The organism is Streptococcus halichoeri, from assembly GCF_019774635.1.
Classification (GTDB): Bacteria; Bacillota; Bacilli; order Lactobacillales; family Streptococcaceae; genus Streptococcus; species Streptococcus halichoeri.
In genome coordinates, this window is the sequence record NZ_CP081502.1 from 1758173 (window position 1) to 1779703 (window position 21531).

The following is a 21531-nucleotide window of genomic DNA, read 5'->3' on the forward strand; positions in this document are numbered from 1 at the left end:
CTTTAATCTGAAGGAAATGTCAGGTTTTCCTAATCTTCTTCAACCAAGGAAATATCGGCACCTAGAGCTCTTAATTTTTCAATAATATCAGCATAACCACGTAGAATAAACTCAATATTAGTAATCACCGTTTGCCCTTGTGCAATTAGCCCGGCTGTCACTAGAGCTGCGCCTGCTCTTAGATCAGTCGCTTTTACTGGTGCTCCGATTAACCGATTAGGCCCCTGATAAATGATTTTGCCACCCAATAGTGATATATTGGCCCCCATGCGAGCCAATTCTGGTACGTGATTAATACGCTTTTCATAGATTGTATCAAAAATACTTGCTCGGCCATTTGCCATCAGTAATAAGGGCGTTAAGGGCTGCTGAAGGTCGGTAGCAAAGCCTGGATAGGGGGAGGTTTTGATGGTGACTGCTTTAAGTTCGGCTTGATTTTCAACGAAAATAGCATCCTCTTCAACTGTCATACGAACACCCATCTCTTCTAGCTTAGCAATAAAGCTTTCCAAGTGTTCATAGAGCACATTTGAAATTTTGACTCCTTCTCCGATAGCTGCAGCCATGGCAATGTAAGTTCCGGCTTCAATCCGGTCTGGAATGACCTGGTGGCTGGTACCATGCAAATCATCTACACCTTCGATGGTAATAATATCTGTTCCTGCTCCTCGGACATGTGCACCCATGTTGTTTAAGAGGGTTGCTACATCAATAATCTCTGGCTCACGCGCCGCATTTTCAATAGTTGTTTTGCCCTTAGCTCTAGTAGCTGCAATCATGGTGTTAATAGTGGCGCCCACACTCACGGTATCCATATAAATGTGTGCACCATGTAAGCGACCACTTGGCACTTCTAGATGCATGTTTTCACCACGATAAGAAATGTTAGCACCCATGGCTTCAAAAGCCTTAAGATGCAAATCAATTGGACGAGGGCCTAGATCACAACCACCAGGTAAACCAACTGTAGCTTGACCAAACCGCCCTAATAAACTGCCATAAAAATAGTAGGACGCCCGTAAGCTATTGATTTTCCCATAGGGCATGGCCATACTTTTAACATCGGAAGGGTCAATTTGGAGCGTGTCCTTTGTGCGCTGAACCTTAGCGCCCATCAATTCCATGATTTCTACCAAACTATCAACATCACTAATGGCTGGAACCCCATCCAGGCGAACTGTCTCCTCAGAGAGGAGAATTGCTGGAATCAAGGCTACCACACTGTTCTTTGCACCTGAAACCACCACTTCACCTTTGAGCGGCTTCCCACCGTTAATTATAATTTTTCGCATAAGTCTATCTTTCCAATACTTGAATTCAACCTTTTCATTTTATCATAATTCTGAAAACTTTACAATTAGAGCTATTGGTGATTGGTACAGCAATGCAAAAAATAGATAAACTGTATTGGTCTTAAATATTCAGAGGGCTTGACTTAAGACCAGATTAATTCACTTAACCCCAAAGCACCCTGATGCAAATATTAGATTAAAAATTTAGTAATGAGAAAACAGCTCAAGCCGGATAAACTATCTTAGCTTGCCTCCTAAAAATTTCTTTACTAACAACAAACTTAAAAAGGGCACTAGCTTGTATTGTTGAGGTCAGGTTCGAGTTTGCGGCTACGTGTGCCTGATTCTTTGCTTGCTTTTATGGTAAGAAAGGTATGAGCAGACTGCCGAAACAGCCAGGTGCTTGACAAGTTAATTGAACGAATAAACAATAAGCACATCATCGGTCAAGCACTCAACTAAAAAAACGAATGAGTCCTATCCGACAACAAACTGTCTTCCTCTCATTCGTCTTTCCTTGTTCTTATTTCAGGACACCTGGTTTTTAGTGCAACTCCCAGCAACCAATTGGCCTATTTCCCTAATTTTTAAAAAAACTATAGGGCTGCAAGTGCTGCTTTTAAATCTGCTTGTTTATCTGTTTTTTCCCATGGTAGATCAATGTCAGTGCGGCCCATGTGACCATAAGCAGCCGTTTGGCGATAAATGGGGCGTTTTAAATCTAACATTTTAATGATTCCTGCTGGTCTTAAGTCAAAAACTTGCCGTACTGCAGCTTCTAGGGCTGCTTCTGGCACTGTAGCCGTCCCAAAGGTATCGACTCGCACAGAGACAGGACGTGCAACACCGATGGCATAGGCTAATTGTACTTCTACCTTTTTGGCTAACTCAGCAGCAACGATGTTTTTGGCAATATAGCGTGCGGCATAGGAGGCTGAGCGGTCCACCTTGGTGGCATCTTTGCCAGAAAAAGCACCACCACCATGGCGAGCATAACCACCATAAGTATCTACAATGATTTTACGGCCTGTTAAACCAGAGTCACCCTGGGGTCCACCAATGACAAAGCGCCCCGTTGGGTTGATAAAAAATTTAGTTTGTGCATCCAAATAAGCAGCTGGAATAACGGTTTTGATAACCTTTTTGATCACATCATTACGAATTTGCTCATTGCTGACATCGGGATCGTGTTGGGTAGATAGCACAACTGTATCAACTCGCACAGGCTTATCATTTTCATCATATTCGACCGTGACCTGCGACTTAGCATCTGGGCGCAAATAGGGTAATTCCCCTGATTTACGCAAGTCTGCTAACTTCTTAACCAACTTATGGGAAAGAGAAATCGGCAGCGGCATTAACTCAGGCGTTTCATCAATAGCAAAGCCAAACATCAAGCCCTGATCCCCTGCACCAATAAGATTGAGAGCATCTTGTTCCCCTTGGCGGATTTCCAATGCTTCATTAACCCCTTGGGCAATATCAGCTGACTGTTCCACCAAGGAAGGATGGACACCAACCGCATCAGCAGAAAAGCCATACTCAGCCTTGTCATAGCCAATTTCTGCAATGGTCTCTCGGACAACACGATTAATATCAACATAAGCTGAGGTTGATATTTCCCCAAAGACATGAACAGAACCCGTATAGACAGCCGTTTCAGCTGCAACATGGGCTTCAGGATCTTTTGCTAAAATCGCATCTAAAATCGCATCCGAAATTTGGTCTGCAATCTTATCTGGATGCCCCTCAGATACTGATTCAGACGTGAAAAGTTTACGTTCTGACATAAAAATGTCCCCCCTAAAATATAAATTGAAGTGATTTACCTAAGCTTTTAGTTGACTCTATTGTTTTGTTTAAACCAGTAAATCAAGCAAACAAAGCTGGTAATGACTCTTACCAAGTTCCAATAGAACTTAGCAGCCAAGGATTTGCAAGGAAATTTGCCTGCCTTGATGTCGAGTTACAAAGAACCGGTCTCTCCCAGTAGCTTCTACTGAAAGTAGTTGTTAACCATGACTTCATAGCAAAAGATAAAAGACTCATGCAAGCTATCGCAATAGGGCAAGCCTAAACGAGGTTATAAAAAGATCGTTAAACCCAGCATATCCACGTGGTAAACTCCATTACTTCAAAGAGGACTCCTTGATAAACTTTAGCAATCTCATCTTAGACTACAGTAAGTAAAGGCTTTTCACCTTATAATCCTTACTTAAACAACTAAAACCGCCTTTTCGGGACTCATTAACCCTATTATTATATCATTTTTAAGTATGATAGCGAAAAGAATTTATTATCCAGTCACTATAATGATAAAAAACTAGGCTAACCAAACAAGTAGCACCTTACCTCAGCATAAAAAACTAGCTTTTATGGTTAGAAATAATCCTGTTTTTATGCCTCATTTCTGCATGTAACGACCAGAGCAAAATGTTTATTTTCATCTATTGGGACCTCTTTGCATTCTCTGATTAATATAATATACTGTATCTATGAAAACATCCGAAAAAATTTATCAGCGCTTGCAACAAGCAGATACCTATATTAGTGGAGAAAGGTTGGCCAAGGATCTCCATCTGTCGCGCACAGCGATTTGGAAAGGGATTAAGGCCCTGGAACAACAAGGAATTAAAATCCAAACCAGCAAACGACAAGGCTATAAAATCATCAGTGGTGACTTATTACTCCCCGATGAGATTGCTCGTCATCTAGGGATACCTGTTATCTATAACGCCACCAGTGTCTCCACCCAGATAGATGCCAAAACAGCAATGACCAAAGGAAGTACCGGGCCTAGCCTTTATCTGGCACCTCACCAGATTAGTGCAAAGGGGCGTTTAGATCGGCACTTTTATACTTCAAAAACGGGCGGCATCTATATGTCGTTGCATATTCGTCCTAATCAAAGCTATCAAGAATTGGATCCCTATACCATGATAGCGGCTTCAAGCATTGTTAAAGCGATTGCTCGCTTGACGGGGATTGAAACCGAAATCAAATGGGTTAATGATATTTATTTAAACGGGAAAAAAGTAGCTGGTATCCTGACTGAGGCTATAGCTTCTGTGGAAACCGGTTTAATCACCGATGTCATTATTGGCATTGGGCTTAATTTTTATATTACGGATATGCCAAAAGAGTTATCTGTTATTGCGACCTCCTTATTTACGGAGACACCAAGCATCACAAGAAATCAATTAATCATTGAAATTTGGAATTTGTTCTTCACCATCCCCCTTGATGATCATATCAAAGTTTATAAAGAAAAATCACTTGTCTTAAATAGACAAGTGAACTATATGCAACAGGGGCAAGAAATCCAAGCCAAAGCTATTGACATAACTAATCAGGGCTACCTCATTGTCCAAAAAAAGGATGGCTCTCTTGAAACCTTACACAGTGGTGAAATTAGTCTTTCTTCTTGGACGCTTTAGCCGCTTCAAGCAGAGACTTGGAAAACCTAGTGATTGCTCGAACCTTACGTAGGTCACGCAGCAACAAAAATCCCCAAAAACCGGCAAATAAATAATCACCATTCATAAAAGCATCGTTGAAAAAATAGGTTTCAAAACCACAAATAAAGGCGAAAAATAAAAACTGTTTTCTACTCATATATCTATTATAACAATAAAAAGAAGGCGGGACAAAAATCGGGATTATAGAGAAAATGCCTTTATGCGTCTCGCCCTACTAACTCTAAACTGACTAAAAGGGATTAGCCCAACCAAAGCCACACCGCTAGGTTAAGTTCTATATTGAGCATAGGTATAGCTGACATTCTTTGCTAACAGTGCAAATTCAAATAACTAATCCTCAATTGTTGTCATCCGCTCACTCAAAAAATCAAATTCAACAGGAATTTCAGCAGCAGGTGCTACCTCAGGTGCTTGTTTTTGCTTGCCCTTAAAGTGATTAGCAAACTCGCTGCGCAAGCGATTAAAATCAGCTCTAGGTACAGCTAAGATATTAGGTGAAAAACCTGCTGCTTGACTCATAATATTACCAAACATGTCATTAAGATCAGTTCGAAGCATGGCCTGTTCAGCATTAAAAGCCGCATCAAACGCCAAAATAGCATTTTCGCTATTAGCCAAAACTGGTTCAGAGCCTAGCAATAACGCGCGATCTTGGGGACCAATGCTATCTAGGATTTCATTCCAAGCCTCTTTCAAGGCTTCCAGATAGCCGCGTGACTGCTCACTATCACGAACCGTTTCCTCCATGATGGTCAAAATTTTGGTACGATCAACCTTGTAGGACTGTTGTTGCCCACGTTTTTGCAAAGCACTTACCCCAGCCCCAGCTGTTTGACGACCTGACTGGGCGCTTTGGGAAAGCTGTTTCTTCAATTCAGAAACCTCATGCTTTAAATCATCAATAACTCCTTGGAGGTTTTCAGGGATAATCGGCTGCGCAACACTCTCTTGGCTTTGTGCGAGTTCAATGGTCATCATCTCTGCATAGATGCGTGGGTGGGTGCCCTTTTTAATCGCAGGCAAATGCTTAGTAACTAAATCAATCATCTGAAAAAGGCTCTCATTAGTGAGTTGCTGATTACTTTCAAAAGTGGAAGAAAATTGAAAACTTTCAGCACCAGCCTTAACCATTAATAAATCACGCAAATAAATCAACAAATCAGTCGCAAAGCGTGACATACTCTTACCACTATCAAAAATCGTGGCCAAATCCGCTAGAGCAGCCTGAGTTTTTGTCTGGCTCACATGCAAGACATAATTGTCTAGAGCTTGGCGACTAATCGTCCCCGTCATCTCCTCAGCGATTGTCAAGGTGACGGTATGGTCACTTGAAAGACTGAGAACCTGATCAAGAATTGATAAGGCATCACGCATGCCGCCTTCGGCACGACGAGCAATAAGCTCAAGCGCTTTGTTTTCATAGCTGATGCCTTCTTGATCCAGGATATGCGTCAAGTGATGGACAATATCTGCTTGTTTAATGGCTTTAAATTCAAAACGTTGAACTCGAGATAAAATAGTAGCAGGAATTTTATGTAATTCCGTTGTTGCTAAAATAAAAACCACATGAGCAGTTGGTTCTTCTAGCGTTTTTAATAAAGCATTAAAGGCACCTGTTGATAACATGTGTACCTCATCAATGATATAGACCTTATATTCTGCCTGACTGGGAGCATAGGTCGATTTGTCACGAATCTCTCGAATTTCATCCACACCATTATTAGAAGCCGCATCAATTTCGATGACATCTTCTAGGCTGCCATTAGTGATTTCTTTGCAAATGGCACAGCGATTACAAGGCTCCCCATTTACTTGATTGGGACAATTCATCGCCTTTGCAAAGATTTTTGCAGCGCTGGTTTTTCCCGTGCCCCGAGGCCCCGAAAAAAGATAGGCATGGCTAATCTTACCTGACTCAACAGTCTGTCTAAGCGTTTGGGAGATGAGACTTTGACCGACCATCTCCTCAAAAGTCTGACTGCGGTATTTGCGATAGAGTGCTTGATACATTATTTTTTAGCTCCAAACATGTCAAAGTTAAAATCCGTATTAGCCAACAAAATCTCCACAAAAGCTTCCAGATTTTTTTGATCAACCTGATCATAATCCCCGACAACTGCAGAGTCTAAATCCAAAACACCAAGGAGCTGGCCATTCTTAAACATGGGCAGGACAATCTCGCTGCGCGCAGCGGAGTCACAAGAAATATAATTGGCATGCTGCTTAACATCCTGGACAATCATGGTTTGCTTAGTCGCCGCAGCCTCACCGCAAACACCTTTGCCAAGGCCAATGTGCACACAAGAAACCTTACCTTGAAAGGGACCTAAAATTAATTCTGTCCCATCATATAAGTAAAAACCAGCAAAAACAGTATTGGGCAAAGTCATCGCTAACAACGCACTGGCATTCGCTAAATTAGCAAGAGCATTATGCTCAGTTGCAAAAAGAGCTTCTGCTTGCGCAAGAAAGATGGCATAATTATTTTCTTTTTCTGTAATGTTCATGTGTTTTATTATATCACAAAATAATCTGAGGCACAGGTCTGCGGCAGCATTTTCCTACAAAAAAGGTGCCACAGCCCGCCATAGCTGACGCGTTTTGACACCTTCTTATTCTTTTATAAAGCGGGCAAAGCACAGATGGTATAAACTCCTAGTCCCAAAACAAGCAAACCAAGCAACCAGCAGGCTTTAAAATACCATTTACGTGTCTTGTGATGAAAGCAATAACCCCCAAATGCAGCTCCTAAGCCACCAAATAAAAGGCTGCTAAACAAGAGTGTTCGTTCAGAGACACGCCACCTATGGTAAAGGGCCTGTCTCTTATCGTACCCATACAGGCCAAACACCATTACATTCCACATCAACAAGGTCAAGCATACCACTATTTGAAAGTCACTCTTGACTAGTAATAGCATAGAGTACCTTTAGACGGTTGCTAAAATGCTAGCAATTTTAGTGTTGATTAAGTCAATCGCTACCACATTGCTAACCCCTTCTGGGACTATAATATCAGCATAGCGCTTGCTTGGCTCAATAAATTGATGATACATGGGCTTCACAACAGTGGTGTACTGCTCAATAATACTATCTAGACTTCGACCGCGCTCAACCATGTCACGTTTGATTCGTCGAATAATGCGAATATCATCATCAGTATCCACAAAAAGTTTGATGTCCATGAGATCACGTAAACGTTCATCTTCAAGCACTAAAATGCCCTCTAAGATAATGACATCTTGAGGCTCTTGGCGAAAGGTTTTATTGCTTCTGGTATGTTGCTTGTAATCATAAATAGGGATGTCAACCGGACGTCCTTCGAGCAATTCCTTAAGCTGTTCAATCATAAAATCAGTATCAAAAGCTAAGGGATGGTCATAGTTGGTTTTAATGCGCTCTTCAAAGCTAAGGTGAGACTGATCTTTATAGTAAGAATCGTGTTGGATCATTGCGATTCGAGCATTGGGGAAACTATCTAGAATGGCTCTAGAGACACTGGTTTTTCCGCCACCAGATCCTCCAGTCACACCAATGATAATGGGTTTTTTAGGCATTTCTAACTCCAAATTCTAAGTTCTGCTATTTATTTTACCAAATTTCAGTGCTTTTTTCTACTTGTCCTACCACACATTTGTCCCACAATAACGCTTATAGACAAGTTGCCAGCTGGATAGCTAGCAGCATTTCATGATATAATGGTAACAATTAAATAAAAAAGGACCTGTTATGTTTAGTAAATTCCCCACACCCTGGCAAGATAAGTTAGCCCAACTGCAGTATGCACAATTAACCCCCATTCAAGAGAAACTGTTTGATGTTATTTCTAGCAATCAAAATGTATTAGGTGTCAGTCCAACAGGAAGCGGCAAAACCTTGGCCTATTTATTTCCTGCTCTGCTAAAGGTTAAAAAAGGTAAGGCACAGCAACTCCTAATCCTTGCCCCTAACTCCGAATTGGCTGGCCAAATCTTTGAAGTAACCAAAGAGTGGGCCAGTCCAATCGGCTTAAGCGCTCAGCTATTTCTATCTGGCTCCAGTCAAAAACGGCAAATAGAGCGGTTAAAAAAGGGGCCGGAAATTCTCATCGGTACACCAGGGCGGATTTATGAGCTTGTCAAACTAAAGAAAATCAAAATGATGGCGGTTGATACCATTATCTTAGATGAATACGATGAATTACTAGGAGATTCACAAATTGATTTTGTCCATAAGGTGACCCATCACGTGCCACGTCAACACCAAATGATTTATATTTCAGCAACAAGTAAGGTCGCCACCGCCTCTTTGGCTGATGCTACTACAATGCTTGATCTCTCAGATCAAGCACAGCCAGAAATTGAACATTTCTATATGCAGGTTGACAAACGTCAGCGGCTGGAAACCCTACGTAAACTGGCTAATCTGCCTAACTTTCGTGGGCTGGTGTTTTTCAACAACCTCTCAGACTTAGGAGCTAGTGAAGAAAAACTACAGTTTAACCGTATCAATGCGGTCTCCCTAGCTAGTGATGTGAATGTAAAATTGCGAAAAACCATTTTAGAACATTTTAAGCAGCATCAACTGCCCTTACTTCTAGCAACTGACTTAGTTGCTCGCGGCATTGACATTGAACAATTAGAATACGTCATAAACTTTGATGTGCCAAGAGATAAAGAATCCTATACCCACCGTGCAGGGCGAACTGGTCGAATGGGGCAACAAGGAGCTGTCATCACATTTATTACCCATCCTGAAGACCTCAAAAAGCTAAAGAAGTTTGCACCAGTAAAACAAGTAACCCTCAAAAACCAGCTACTAAGTTTTAGGAAAAACTAAACTTGGTCAACTAACTTAGAATCTCATTTGTCCTGATTATTAAGCAGGCTTAGGGAAAAGCTCTTATCATCAAGGATTCTTACTGAACTTGACCACCCTAGCAAGTTACACCCTAGCAAGTTACACCCGAGCTTTGTTGGCAATATTTTAAAAGTAAGTGGCAAATTATTTTCAGTGTGCCATTCGCTTTTGATGAGTTGTTAATTTTTTTGAGCGCTACTTTTTCAGTAAGACCAAGGCAGGTCTTACCCGCTGCTGTCAGCACCTCGGCTTTGGAACAGCTAGGCAAGTAAGCAACTCCTTTACTTAGCCTAAAGGGATGGTGATAAAAAAGCTTTGGAAGAAAGCCCCTCGTATTTTGGGCATTGGTGATGCCTCATTCGCAGCAAAAGGAACTAAAAAGCCACATAGTGAGTCAAAAAGTGCGCTTCCTTATCCTAGGGGCGCACTTTTTACTATTAAGCTTTGCTGAGTTTGATGTTGCCTTACAATGACTAGCTGAACATACAGTGATGAGATGGCTTCATTTCTTTGCTAGAACAAATGATATTTTCATCTATCAGTTATTAGTCAAACCGTAGTCACTATTTTGCTTTTTGGCCTTAAGAAGCGGCCAAGCTTGCAGGGTTAGAGTTGATCTGCTAAGCGGACAAGCCTTGTTTGAGCTTGAATAGCTATCATTAAGTGTCAATAACACTAAAAGCGTCAATAACACTAAGATGCGTAAAGCTGGCTAAGGGTTACAAAAGAGTAGCCTTGGCTTTGCAAATATTCAATAACTGAAGGTAAGGCATTGACACTGGTTTGATGAATGTCATGCATTAAAACGACACCATTTGGTCCAGCTTGATTTTTAAGATTCGTCATAATTCCTTGAGTGCTATGATTTTCCCAATCCCTAGTGTCTACTGTCCACATCGCTTGTTCCATACCAGTTATTTCCTTCACGCGCTCATTGGTTGCACCATACGGCGGTCTTAAAAAGACTGGTTTTTTACCGGTAATTTTCTCGAGCACCTGATTGGTTTGATTAATTTCTGCTTTTACCTGGTCAGGCGATAGCAGGGTTAGATTAGGATGTGTCCAGGTATGGTTCCCAATTTCATTTCCTTGATCATAAACCTTTTTAACTAGGGCTTCATGACCAGCTACTTTTGAACCAATCATGAAAAAGGTTCCGACCGCATGATATTTTGCTAGAATATTAAGCACCTGAGGCGTAGTCTCAGCATCTGGGCCATCATCAAAGGTCAAGGCAATAACTTTACGATTTTCACGCGCTTTTTTTAAAGCCTCTTCCTTTTTCTTTTGATAGTCCGCATAATTTGCTTGCTCATCCTTTGGTAAGTAAGCGGGATTGATAACTTCAAAAAGATCTGAAATGGGTAAAGCTATCTGCGAGTCAATAACCAGTTGGTGCTGGTCTATTTTAAACGGAAGCTTTTTTGTTGAAGGGTGCTTAAACATCTCTTCTAGCTGCTGTTCTGACGTCTGCAAGGACGGATCTTGTTTTTTTATTAATTGACTTAAGAAATCTACCTTACCACCTAACAGCTGATCTAAACCAAAAAGTGTATTTTTGCTATCAATATAAAAATCACGCAAGTCTTTTTCAGATGTTTTTTGATAAGCTGTCCACTGATAATCATACTGAACTCTTTGCACCTTGACGCGACGGATACCTTTGATTGGTGTTTCAATGATCTTAGGTTCAATAAAAACAAGCTGCATTGGCTGTATGGTCTCTTTACTGCCATCTCCTTTAGCGATTTCCCGAGCAATAAGATTATTTTTATCCGCTAAGGTAAAATGGAATTGCCTTTTTCTCGGTCGCTTAATCGTTAAGCGATCCTGTTCAGAAAATTGTTGGATTAAAGCTTCTTTGTGCGCTTGAATCAATTTTTCTTGTGATTGATGCATCATCACTTTATGTGCAACAAAGAGGCCACCTAACAAAGCTATTAAGACAATTATAGTAATTATTAATTTTTTCTTCATTTTTTAGCCTTTCATGTATGATATTGTAACACAAGAAAGATTGAGAAAACAAGACAAATTTAAGACCAAAAGAAAAGATTAAGTTTCATTTAAGGAACCTAATCTTTCTGTCAATTAAAAATCGTTATTGAATGTCAAATACAATTGATTTCAAGTTGGTCATGGCATCAATCGAATACTTGACTCCTTGGACCCCAGCACCGGATTTCTTAGCACCTAAGAATGGGAAATTATCTGTACCACGTTGGGTTTTGTTATTAATATGAACCGTACCCACTTCTAGCTGCTCTGCAATAGCAAAGGCTTGGGGAAAGTTATTGGTGAAAACAGAAGCCTGTAAACCATATTCTGAGTCATTCGAAATAGCAATCGCTTCTTCTACGGAATGCACACGGATAAATGGAAGCACCGGTCCAAAAGGTTCCTCCCAGGCTAGGCGCATGTCTGTGGTCACATGATCAAAGATCAGTGGGCTAATGAGGTTTCCTTGGCGTTGATATTGCGCTAGAGCTTTAGCGCCTTTCTCATTGGCATCATGAACAAGACCTTCGACAAAATCTGCTGCCTTGGTATCAATCAATGGTGTTATATCAGCATCGTCTTCTGGCATACCAACTGTCAACTGATCCACACGATTCTTGACTTTAGCAATCAACTCATCAGCGATTTGATCCATGACAAGGACACGTTTAACAGCGGTACAACGTTGGCCAGAATAGCCAAAGGCACCCGCTACAATATTTTTAGCCGCCAAATCCAAATCAGCATCCTCAAGGACAATGGCTGAGTCCTTACCACCCAGTTCTAGCATAATCGGACGCATACCAGCCAACTGACCAATCCGCTCGCCTACTGGTGTAGAACCGGTAAAATTAATGAAATTAACAGCCTCATGCTCAACAATGTAATCCCCAATCACAGCCCCGCGACCCGTAATTGTATTGAAAACACCAGCAGGTAGACCAGCTTCTGCAAAGGCTTGTGCTAATAATAAACCAGAAAGGGAGCCCTGTGTTGGTGGTTTAAAGGCTACAACATTGCCGGCAATAAGGGCAGGAGCAATTTTAGAGCCAGCTAAATTAACCGGATAGTTAAACGGTGAGATGGCTAAGACCAAACCTACTGGTTCATGACGAACAATAGCAATTTTTTTCTTACTTGCTGCTTCAAAGCTACCGCCTTCAAGGACTTCTCCTTCCATGCGGAGGCCTTCTTCTGCTGCATAATTAATAATTTCTGCAGTTCGGATCACCTCGCTGATAGCTGCTTTATGCCCTTTGGCCACTTCTTTTGAAAGGACTGCACCAATCTTAGCCGCATCACGGACTAGAATATCTGCAGCTTTGTGCAGATAAGCCGCACGTTCAACATATGAAAGTGCTCGCCAGGCAGGAGCTGCTTGATGTGCTGCTTCATAAACAGCATCCACCTCTTGCTGTGACATAGCAGGAACGGTCCCTAAGGCCTCACCTGTTGCTGGAGCATAGATGGTCATCTCCGTTTGCGAAGTCTTCCATTCTCCATTCACAAGGTTTTTATATTGTTTAGTCACAAATATGATCTCCTTTTTACAATAGTAATTCTATTTTATCACATTCAACGGTTCCCTCCAAGTCCTTAGCATGCTGCTAGTATAAGGTACACTTAAAGAAATGGCCTGCAATCATTTTCTACTCATCTGCCTGTGGCCTGTGTTCAATCTATTTGCACAGCATGACAGCCTGACCTAGCCAATCTTGCAAATTCAGTTGGGCCATCTATAAAGATTTCCTATAAGGATACTACCGATTATGAAAAACGGCTATTTTTAAAAACGAACCTGTCTTCATACCGCTTCCCTAAGTCAGCTAGCAACGCGCAAAAAAGGAACCACTTAGTGATTCCTTAACCTGTTGGGTTTCTTATTGTGGAAGGTATTCCTTTTGGAGTTCAAGCACTTCTTCAGCAGTTGAGCATTCTGTTAAAGCACGTTGAGCGTATTCTTCCATTTTTGCTGAATCCAACGTCTTCATCAAGCTACGTGTCCGAAGAACTGAGGTAGCTGACATGGAGAATTCATCTAAGCCCATTCCAACAAGTAATGGTACTGCTAGTTGATCACCTGCCATTTCACCACACATACCAGCCCATTTGCCTTCTGCGTGAGCTGCTTTGATGACATTGTTAATCAAACGCAAGATAGATGGGTTGTATGGTTGGTAAAGGTAGGATACTTGTTCATTCATACGGTCAGCAGCCATTGTGTACTGGATAAGGTCGTTGGTTCCAATTGAGAAGAAATCAACTTCCTTAGCAAATTGGTCGGCTAGCATAGCCGCTGCTGGAATTTCAATCATAATCCCAATTTGAATATCCTCAGCAACTGCTACGCCTTCAGCTAACAAGTTTGCCTTTTCTTCTTCGAATACAGCCTTAGCAGCGCGGAATTCTTTAAGAAGAGCTACCATTGGGAACATGATGCGTAATTGTCCATGCACAGAAGCGCGTAACAAGGCACGAATTTGTGTACGGAACATGGCATCGCCTGTTTCAGAGATTGAAATCCGAAGTGCTCGGAAACCAAGGAAAGGATTCATTTCTTTTGGTAGGTCAAAATAAGGTAATTCTTTGTCTCCACCAATGTCCATGGTCCGAACAACAACTGGCTTGCCATTCATCCCTTCAAGCACAGCTTTGTAGGCTTGATATTGTTCATCTTCTGTTGGGAAATCTTGGGAATCCATGTAGAGGAATTCCGTCCGATAAAGGCCAACAGCTTCGGCACCATTATCATTAACACCAGTAACGTCTTTTGGCGTTCCGATGTTTGCTGCCAATTCAAAATGTTTACCATCAGCTGTTTCAGTATGTGCATTTTTTAGGAGTGCCCATTCTGCTTTTTGTTTAGCATAGGCTTCACCAGCTGCTTTAAAAGCAAGAATTTGGTCTTCATTTGGATTGATAATGACTTCTCCGGTGATACCGTTAACAGCAAGAATATCACCATCTTTAACACGGCTAGTAATATCGTTAGTACCTAACACAGCAGCAATTTCCAGAGTCCGAGCCATGATTGCTGAGTGACTAGTCCGCCCACCAATGTTGGTTACAAAGGCTTTAACGAATTGCTTGTTTAATTGTGCTGTATCTGAAGGTGTCAAATCATGAGCGATTACGATTGATTCTTCATCAATAGTAGCTGGATTTGGCATCTTAACACCCAAAAGATGCGCTAATACACGTTTGGCAACGTCTCGAATATCCGCTGCTCTTTCTTGCATATAAGGGTTATCTTCCATACCCTCAAAGATAGTGATGAACATGTCAGTCACTTCTTTAAGTCCAGTTTCTGCATTAACTTGTTTAGCGCGAATGGTTTCTTTAATTTGGCTGATCATCTCTGGATCAGAAAGAACCATTAAATGAGCGTCAAATACTGCTGCTGCCTCTTCTCCAAGGCTCTCTACTGCTTTGGCACGAATAACAGAAAGCTCGTCTTGTGAAGCTTGTAATGCAACATCAAGGCGAGCTTCTTCTGCACTTGTATCTTCGACTGTTACAGTCTCAAATGACAAATCCGGTTGAACCAGTAGATATGCTTTAGCAACAGCAACACCATCAGAGGCAGCAATTCCTTTAAGCATTTCTGTCATTTTTAAGCCAATCCTTCTTTAGTCATTGTTTCTTCAATTGCTGCAATTGCATCGTCAGCATCAGCGCCTTCAGCAGTGATGGTTACATCAGCGCCTTGTCCTACACCTAGGCTCATAACACCCATGATTGATTTAAGGTTTACCGCTTTACCTTTGTAATCAAGCGTAATGTCTGAAGCGAATTTACTAGCTGTTTGTACTAATAAAGTAGCTGGACGAGCATGAATTCCTGTTTCTGCAACAATATGAAAATCTTTTGAAGCCATAGATGGTTCTCCTTTTAATAGTTGTGTAGTTTGAGCTATCCAATGATAACCCTTACAACATCAGATTATAGCATATTGCTATTTTATTTTCAAGATTAAATGTCCTTATGTGAAAAATGACTTGAAATTTTTTCTAACTTTTTTCATAGCATCTCACTGGGGCTATTTAGAAACTTTCTTCCTTAAATAATAGCGATTTTCCTTACAGTTCGTAAGGCAAAAACTTCTCTTTTTCTATTAGATTACTTATTTTCAACCTTTTAATCTCACTTTCATGCACTACAGGCACTCATGGCTCAATAAACTAGTCTTTTTGATGGCTTTGGCTACTTTTGCATTGTTTAACTGTTCCTATCAGGGGTGCACAAACAAGCCCACAGACATTTTTTGGTGATAATAATAGCTGCGCTTCTTAAGAACATTCACACAACATGTAGTATTAATTAAAAAAATATGCCCCCAAATATTGTGTTCTTTTCGATTCTATAGCTTGCATTTTGACCTTAAATTTTATATCCTAGTATAGTCAGATGATCACAGAAAAGGAGATACATAATGATTACGGTTTATTCCAAAAACAATTGTATGCAGTGCAAGATGACCAAGAAATTCCTCGAGCAAAATGGAGCTGCCTATCAGGAAATTAATATTGATGAAATGCCTGAAAAAATTGATTATGTTAAACGTTTAGGATTTACTTCTGTTCCAGTTATCGAAACAGCTGAGCATGTTTTTTCCGGTTTCCAACCAGCTAAATTAAAAGAAATTATTTAGCATCTCCACTAGATAAGGATAAGGCTATGAGCTTAAAAAATCTCGGCGACATTTCATACTTTCGCCTCAATAACGAAATCAATCGTCCTGTTAATGGACAAATTCCCCTACACAAGGACAAAGAAGCGCTACAAGCCTTCTTTAAGGAAAATGTCATCCCTAATACCAAGCAGTTCTCATCAATCACAGAAAAAATTACTTTCTTACTTGATAATGACTACATTGAGCGGGCTTTTATTGAAAAATATTCACCGCAATTTATCGAACAATTAGCTGCCAAGATTCAAAAAGAGCACTTTAGCTTTAAATCTTTTATGGCAGCTTATAAGTTTTATCAACAGTATGCTTTAAAAACCAATGATGGGAACTACTATTTAGAGAGTCTTGAAGATCGGGTCATGTTCAATGCCTTGTATTTTGCTGATGGTAATGAAACGTTAGCCAAAGACTTAGCCATTGAAATGATTAATCAGCGCTACCAACCTGCAACCCCTTCTTTTTTGAATGCTGGTCGCAGCCGGCGCGGGGAATTGGTGTCTTGTTTTCTTATCCAAGTTACCGATGATATGAACGCTATTGGTCGCTCGATCAATTCAGCCCTCCAACTTTCTCGCATTGGTGGTGGTGTTGGTATTACCTTGTCTAACTTGCGTGAGGCTGGAGCTCCCATTAAAGGCTATGCCGGAGCAGCCTCTGGTGTTGTTCCTGTCATGAAACTATTCGAAGATAGTTTTTCCTACTCTAATCAATTAGGGCAACGCCAAGGTGCGGGAGTCGTTTACTTAAATGTCTTTCACCCAGACATCATCGCCTTTTTATCCACAAAAAAAGAAAACGCTGATGAAAAAGTTCGGGTCAAAACCCTCTCACTTGGTTTAACTGTTCCTGATAAATTCTATGAATTGGCTCGAAAGAACGAGGACATGTATCTGTTTAGTCCTTACAGCGTTGAGCGTGAGTACGGCATCCCTTTTAACTATATTGATATTACGGCAAAGTATGATGAATTAGTCGCCAATCCCAACATTACTAAAACGAAGATCAAGGCTCGCGATTTAGAAACAGAAATCTCTAAACTCCAACAAGAATCCGGTTACCCTTACATCATCAATATTGACACAGCCAATAAAGCTAATCCAATTGATGGTAAAATTATCATGAGCAATTTATGTTCAGAGATTTTACAGGTGCAAAAACCAAGTTTCATCAATGATGCCCAGGAATACCTGGAAATGGGAACGGATATTTCATGTAACCTTGGTTCAACCAACATTTTAAACATGATGACTTCGCCTGATTTTGGCCATTCTATTAAAGCCATGACCAGAGCACTGACCTATGTGACTGATTCTTCAGCAATTGACGCTGTACCAACCATCAAAAATGGAAATCAGCAAGCCCATACTATCGGCTTAGGCGCGATGGGTCTTCATTCTTATCTGGCCCAACATCATATGGAATATGGTAGCCCAGAGTCTATTGAATTCACTGATATTTATTTTATGCTGATGAATTACTGGACTTTGGTTGAATCTAACCAGATTGCTCGGGAACGCAAGACCAGCTTTGTTGGCTTTGAAAATTCCAAATACGCTGATGGTAGCTACTTTGATAAGTATGTGACCGGGCAATTTGTCCCAAAATCCGACAAAGTCAAGGAGCTGTTTGCCGACCACTTTATTCCTCAGGCGAAAGACTGGCAAGAGCTACGTGAGGCTGTTATGAAAGAGGGACTCTATCATCAAAACCGCCTGGCGGTAGCTCCAAATGGTTCGATCTCATATATCAATGACTGCTCTGCTTCTATTCATCCTATTACCCAAAGGATTGAAGAGCGGCAAGAAAAGAAAATTGGGAAAATTTACTACCCAGCAAACGGCTTAGCTACAGACACGATTCCATACTATACTTCTGCTTATGACATGGATATGCGAAAAGTCATTGATGTTTATGCCGCTGCGACACAGCACGTGGACCAAGGCTTGTCATTGACGCTCTTTCTACGAAGCGAGTTACCACAAGGACTCTATGAATGGAAAACAAAGAGTAAGCAAACAACACGTGACCTCTCTATCCTTCGTAACTACGCTTTTAATAAAGGGATCAAGTCCATCTATTATATTCGGACCTTTACTGATAATGGTGATGAGGTCGGTTCTAATCAATGTGAATCCTGTGTCATCTAATCTGGCACCGACTTGACTGCTGCTCTTAGAGCAGCTCGTACTCTTTAGGAGATATTACCTATGACTACCTATTATGAAGCTATTAACTGGAATGAAATCGAAGATGTGATTGATAAGTCAACCTGGGAGAAATTAACCGAACAATTCTGGTTAGATACACGCATTCCTCTATCCAATGACCTGGATGATTGGCGCAAATTGCCCGCCCAGGAAAAGGATTTAGTAGGCAAGGTTTTTGGCGGCTTGACCCTGCTGGATACTATGCAATCCGAATCCGGAGTAGAAGCGATTCGCGCCGATGTTCGGACACCGCATGAAGAAGCTGTGCTTAATAATATCCAATTTATGGAATCTGTCCATGCCAAATCCTATTCGTCTATCTTTTCAACCTTAAATACTAAAAAAGAAATCGAAGAGATTTTTGAGTGGACTAATAACAATGAATACTTGCAAAAAAAAGCAAAGATCATTAACGACATTTATGAAAATGGCGATGCGCTTCAAAAGAAAGTGGCCTCTACTTATCTTGAGACCTTCTTGTTCTACTCAGGTTTTTTTACCCCACTCTATTATTTAGGAAATAATAAGCTTGCCAACGTTGCTGAAATCATTAAATTAATTATTCGTGATGAATCCGTTCATGGTACCTATATTGGCTACAAGTTTCAGCTCGGCTTTAATGAATTATCAAAAGGCGAACAAGAAAGCTTCAAAGAATGGATGTATGACTTATTATTCCAACTCTATGAAAATGAAGAACTCTATACCAAGACGCTTTATGACGGCGTTGGTTGGACTGATGAAGTCATGACCTTCCTGCGTTACAATGCTAATAAAGCCCTCATGAACCTTGGACAGGACCCCCTTTTCCCAGACACCGCTAATGATGTCAATCCTATTGTCATGAATGGTATTTCAACCGGAACCTCCAACCATGACTTTTTCTCACAAGTGGGGAATGGGTACCTACTCGGGTCTGTGGAAGCTATGGCTGATGAAGACTACAACTACGGGCTATAAGCCGGGTGAGAAAAACCTCAAAAGCTCCACTGGACCTTTTGACTCTCACAAGTGGGGAATGGGTACCTACTCGGGTCTGTGGAAGCTATGGCTGATGAAGACTACAACTACGGGCTATAAGCCGGGTGAGAAAAAACTCAAAAGCTCCACTGGACCTTTTGACTCTCACAGGTAGGAAATGGGTACCTACTCGGATCCGTGGAAGCTATGGCTGATGAAGACTACAACTACGGGCTATAAGCGTAGAATCCAACTCAGCTGATCTTGTTGAGAACATCCAGTAGCCATCCCCTAGCCTTGACGAGTTAGTGAAAAAGGGGCCCACTGGCAATTGTGCCTTGTCTGTGGCTTTAGCCACTACCCTTGATGACATGGCAACAACAAGACCCTCCGGGGTCTTTTTAGCTACAGCAATACAATAACATGTCCCTACCTGACTTACCAGAGCTGATGGAAACTCACCATTTGAAAAGCATCTTCTGGTCAAGTTTGCTATAATAGAACATATGAAAAAATTACTAGTATCCTGGCTGAAATGGACCTGTCTGCTGCTTATGACTGGTATAACCGCAGGACTTGTTGCGGTCGTTTTAATCGAACTGATTCACTTCATTCAAGCACTGTCCTTTGGTTATAGCCATGGCTCTTTTAGCCAAAAGATTGCCCAAGTGCACCCTTGGCGCCGCTTTGGCTCGGTCATGGCAGCCGGTCTGGTAGCAGGTAGTGGTTGGTATAGCATGAGTCGCTTCCTTGTTCCCTTGCAATCTATCAAAACAACTGTGCAAAACAATAAGCAGCCTAATCCGCTCACGCATCTCTGCCACGGACTTCTACAGATGACCACTGTCTCCATGGGCTCACCCCTTGGTCGCGAAGGGGCTTCTCGTGAAGTTGCAGTTGCTTTGACCCAAGGCTGGACAAAACAGCTGCCTTTAAGCGCACATGAGCGCAGCCTCTTACTTGGCTGCGCCTCTGGTGCTGCCCTAGGAGCTGTTTACAATGCCCCCTGGGCTACGAGTATCTTCATCCTTGAAAGCATTTTTTTAAAGCGCTCAGGAAAAACGGTCTATTCTGCTATCGTGACAGCCTTCGTCGCCGTTGGAACCGTTCGTCTCCTCATCGGAGCAGATGTCCAATACCAGATCACGCTCTCGCCTTGGACCACCTCCTTGTGGCTGTGGATTCTACTTGCCACGCCCTTGCTTGGCGTACTAGGCTTTGGTTTGCAAAGACTGATCGCTCGCCTGCCTCAGGTCGATCGCACAAAAACCAGCTATATTTGGCACGTCCTGGCAGCCTTTTTTGTCGTTGCTTGTCTTAGTTATGTCACCCCGCAAATACTCGGCAATGGCAAGGCGGGCCTACTCTATCTACAGCACCAGCCTTATAATGCCCACTACGCCCTAAGCTTAGTCCTGACTAAAGTCGTTGCTGTGCTCTTGACGCTAGCTGTTGGCACCTATGGCGGGAAAATTGCTCCCGCAATGATGATAGGCGGGGGTCTGGCCTACCTCCTAGCTCACTACAGTAATCAGCTACTACAAACCAACGTTGATCCTCAATTGGCCTTGATTATTGGCGCTGCCCTCTTTCTAGCTATCATCAATGACATTCCTTTGGCGGCCATTGTCTTTCTCACTGAAATATCAGGCCAAGCCTGGTCCCAATCCATTCCCCTAGCACTAGCTATGCTGATAGCTTACAGTCCTAAGCTATGGCGTCGTTTCCAGCCAATCATTCATTCATTAAAAAAGCAATAAAAAATAGGAAGACCGTGCCTTCATGCTTTGAACCACGCGATCTTCCTATTTTTTATACTGCCAGATGCAGTAATGACGCGATTAACAATGACAGTCCTGGCAAAATTTTTCTTTTACCTAATTGATTTCATAATTCTATTTCCTTTAGCCACTACCATTCTAAAATCCTATTAAAACAGCCTTTAAAACGCTTTCTAAGCACTTAATCTCAAGTTTTCTAACACAGCAATTTCTGACCTTGAGTATATATATATATATATATACTGTTCTTTGCTGCAAAATAGCAGATAAATGAACGAACTAAGGA

The 21531-nt window shown here is 41.5% G+C and carries 17 protein-coding genes; 6 read left to right on the top strand and 11 right to left on the bottom strand.

The annotated features are described in order from the left end of the window. Positions 1-29 precede the first annotated feature (29 nt). Positions 30-1292, bottom strand: coding sequence for a UDP-N-acetylglucosamine 1-carboxyvinyltransferase (locus K5J94_RS08260; protein ID WP_221912885.1), 1263 nt, complete (start codon positions 1290-1292; stop codon positions 30-32). Positions 1293-1888: 596 nt separating this feature from the next. Further along, entirely contained in the window at positions 1889-3082 is a 1194-nt protein-coding gene (gene metK, locus K5J94_RS08265; protein ID WP_159546202.1) for a methionine adenosyltransferase, read from the bottom strand. A 705-nt stretch (positions 3083-3787) separates the two neighbouring features. Here metK and birA point away from each other — a divergent pair. Further along, on the top strand, positions 3788-4729 hold the full coding sequence (gene birA / locus K5J94_RS08270) for a bifunctional biotin--[acetyl-CoA-carboxylase] ligase/biotin operon repressor BirA (protein ID WP_221912888.1): 942 nt from the start codon (positions 3788-3790) through the stop codon (positions 4727-4729). Here the strand turns inward: birA and K5J94_RS08275 are convergent. The 5 genes from K5J94_RS08275 to udk form a co-directional block, all read right to left on the bottom strand. Then, positions 4704-4907 carry a DUF3272 family protein gene (locus K5J94_RS08275; protein WP_159546206.1) on the bottom strand — a complete coding sequence of 68 codons (204 nt, stop codon included), beginning with the start codon at positions 4905-4907 and terminating at the stop codon, positions 4704-4706. The genes birA and K5J94_RS08275 overlap by 26 nt on opposite strands. Before the next feature lie 194 nt (positions 4908-5101). Further along, entirely contained in the window at positions 5102-6781 is a 1680-nt protein-coding gene (gene dnaX, locus K5J94_RS08280; RefSeq protein WP_221912891.1) for a DNA polymerase III subunit gamma/tau, read from the bottom strand. Next, complete coding sequence (locus K5J94_RS08285) at positions 6781-7278, bottom strand: GAF domain-containing protein (protein WP_159546210.1); 498 nt, start codon at positions 7276-7278, stop codon at positions 6781-6783. The genes dnaX and K5J94_RS08285 overlap by 1 nt, the downstream gene beginning before the upstream one ends. 113 nt (positions 7279-7391) lie before the next feature. Next, the gene (locus tag K5J94_RS08290; RefSeq protein WP_221912896.1) at positions 7392-7691 is read right to left on the bottom strand and encodes a DUF1294 domain-containing protein; all 300 of its coding nucleotides are present in this window, start codon (positions 7689-7691) and stop codon (positions 7392-7394) included. 9 nt (positions 7692-7700) lie between these two features. After that, positions 7701-8327, bottom strand: coding sequence for a uridine kinase (udk, locus tag K5J94_RS08295; protein WP_159543743.1), 627 nt, complete (start codon positions 8325-8327; stop codon positions 7701-7703). Between the two features lie 172 nt (positions 8328-8499). Here udk and K5J94_RS08300 point away from each other — a divergent pair, with 172 nt between their 5' ends. Then, positions 8500-9588, top strand: a complete 1089-nt coding sequence (locus K5J94_RS08300; protein ID WP_221912898.1) for a DEAD/DEAH box helicase — start codon at positions 8500-8502, stop codon at positions 9586-9588. A 714-nt stretch (positions 9589-10302) separates the two neighbouring features. On the opposite strand, the gene K5J94_RS08305 is transcribed toward K5J94_RS08300, so the two are convergent. The 4 genes from K5J94_RS08305 to K5J94_RS08320 all read right to left on the bottom strand — a co-directional run bounded on the left by K5J94_RS08305 (position 10303) and on the right by K5J94_RS08320 (position 15484). Further along, on the bottom strand, positions 10303-11586 hold the full coding sequence (locus tag K5J94_RS08305) for a polysaccharide deacetylase family protein (protein WP_159796622.1): 1284 nt from the start codon (positions 11584-11586) through the stop codon (positions 10303-10305). Between the two features lie 124 nt (positions 11587-11710). Further along, positions 11711-13138, bottom strand: a complete 1428-nt coding sequence (locus K5J94_RS08310; protein ID WP_221912899.1) for an NADP-dependent glyceraldehyde-3-phosphate dehydrogenase — start codon at positions 13136-13138, stop codon at positions 11711-11713. A gap of 349 nt (positions 13139-13487) precedes the next feature. Beyond that, positions 13488-15218 (bottom strand): phosphoenolpyruvate--protein phosphotransferase, encoded by a 1731-nt coding sequence (gene ptsP / locus K5J94_RS08315; protein WP_221912901.1) that lies wholly within the window; start codon positions 15216-15218, stop codon positions 13488-13490. 2 nt (positions 15219-15220) lie between these two features. Beyond that, entirely contained in the window at positions 15221-15484 is a 264-nt protein-coding gene (locus K5J94_RS08320) for a phosphocarrier protein HPr (RefSeq protein ID WP_012515399.1), read from the bottom strand. 555 nt (positions 15485-16039) lie between these two features. On the opposite strand from K5J94_RS08320, the gene nrdH reads away from it, so the two are divergent. From nrdH to K5J94_RS08340, 4 genes are all read left to right on the top strand, one after another. Continuing rightward, positions 16040-16258: a glutaredoxin-like protein NrdH gene (gene nrdH / locus K5J94_RS08325; protein WP_159549789.1), complete on the top strand. Its 219-nt coding sequence runs from the start codon at positions 16040-16042 to the stop codon at positions 16256-16258. Between the two features lie 26 nt (positions 16259-16284). After that, positions 16285-18444, top strand: coding sequence for a class 1b ribonucleoside-diphosphate reductase subunit alpha (gene nrdE / locus K5J94_RS08330; RefSeq protein WP_221912903.1), 2160 nt, complete (start codon positions 16285-16287; stop codon positions 18442-18444). A 60-nt stretch (positions 18445-18504) separates the two neighbouring features. Then, the gene (nrdF, locus tag K5J94_RS08335) at positions 18505-19464 is read left to right on the top strand and encodes a class 1b ribonucleoside-diphosphate reductase subunit beta (RefSeq protein ID WP_159543729.1); all 960 of its coding nucleotides are present in this window, start codon (positions 18505-18507) and stop codon (positions 19462-19464) included. A gap of 506 nt (positions 19465-19970) precedes the next feature. After that, positions 19971-21224, top strand: a complete 1254-nt coding sequence (locus tag K5J94_RS08340; RefSeq protein ID WP_221912905.1) for a chloride channel protein — start codon at positions 19971-19973, stop codon at positions 21222-21224. The last annotated feature ends 307 nt before the right edge of the window (positions 21225-21531 follow it).

Bases quoted from the DNA above. Each gene is read 5' to 3' on its own strand.
- K5J94_RS08275 (WP_159546206.1), bottom strand. From the start codon at position 4,907: ATGAGTAGAAAACAGTTTTTATTTTTCGCCTTTATTTGTGGTTTTGAA.
- K5J94_RS08260 (WP_221912885.1), bottom strand. From the start codon at position 1,292: ATGCGAAAAATTATAATTAACGGTGGGAAGCCGCTCAAAGGTGAAGTG.
- ptsP (WP_221912901.1), bottom strand. From the start codon at position 15,218: ATGACAGAAATGCTTAAAGGAATTGCTGCCTCTGATGGTGTTGCTGTT.
- K5J94_RS08300 (WP_221912898.1), top strand. From the start codon at position 8,500: ATGTTTAGTAAATTCCCCACACCCTGGCAAGATAAGTTAGCCCAACTG.
- K5J94_RS08290 (WP_221912896.1), bottom strand. From the start codon at position 7,691: ATGCTATTACTAGTCAAGAGTGACTTTCAAATAGTGGTATGCTTGACC.
- K5J94_RS08320 (WP_012515399.1), bottom strand. From the start codon at position 15,484: ATGGCTTCAAAAGATTTTCATATTGTTGCAGAAACAGGAATTCATGCT.
- nrdE (WP_221912903.1), top strand. From the start codon at position 16,285: ATGAGCTTAAAAAATCTCGGCGACATTTCATACTTTCGCCTCAATAAC.
- dnaX (WP_221912891.1), bottom strand. From the start codon at position 6,781: ATGTATCAAGCACTCTATCGCAAATACCGCAGTCAGACTTTTGAGGAG.
- birA (WP_221912888.1), top strand. From the start codon at position 3,788: ATGAAAACATCCGAAAAAATTTATCAGCGCTTGCAACAAGCAGATACC.
- K5J94_RS08340 (WP_221912905.1), top strand. From the start codon at position 19,971: ATGAAAAAATTACTAGTATCCTGGCTGAAATGGACCTGTCTGCTGCTT.
- nrdF (WP_159543729.1), top strand. From the start codon at position 18,505: ATGACTACCTATTATGAAGCTATTAACTGGAATGAAATCGAAGATGTG.
- nrdH (WP_159549789.1), top strand. From the start codon at position 16,040: ATGATTACGGTTTATTCCAAAAACAATTGTATGCAGTGCAAGATGACC.
- K5J94_RS08305 (WP_159796622.1), bottom strand. From the start codon at position 11,586: ATGAAGAAAAAATTAATAATTACTATAATTGTCTTAATAGCTTTGTTA.
- metK (WP_159546202.1), bottom strand. From the start codon at position 3,082: ATGTCAGAACGTAAACTTTTCACGTCTGAATCAGTATCTGAGGGGCAT.
- udk (WP_159543743.1), bottom strand. From the start codon at position 8,327: ATGCCTAAAAAACCCATTATCATTGGTGTGACTGGAGGATCTGGTGGC.
- K5J94_RS08285 (WP_159546210.1), bottom strand. From the start codon at position 7,278: ATGAACATTACAGAAAAAGAAAATAATTATGCCATCTTTCTTGCGCAA.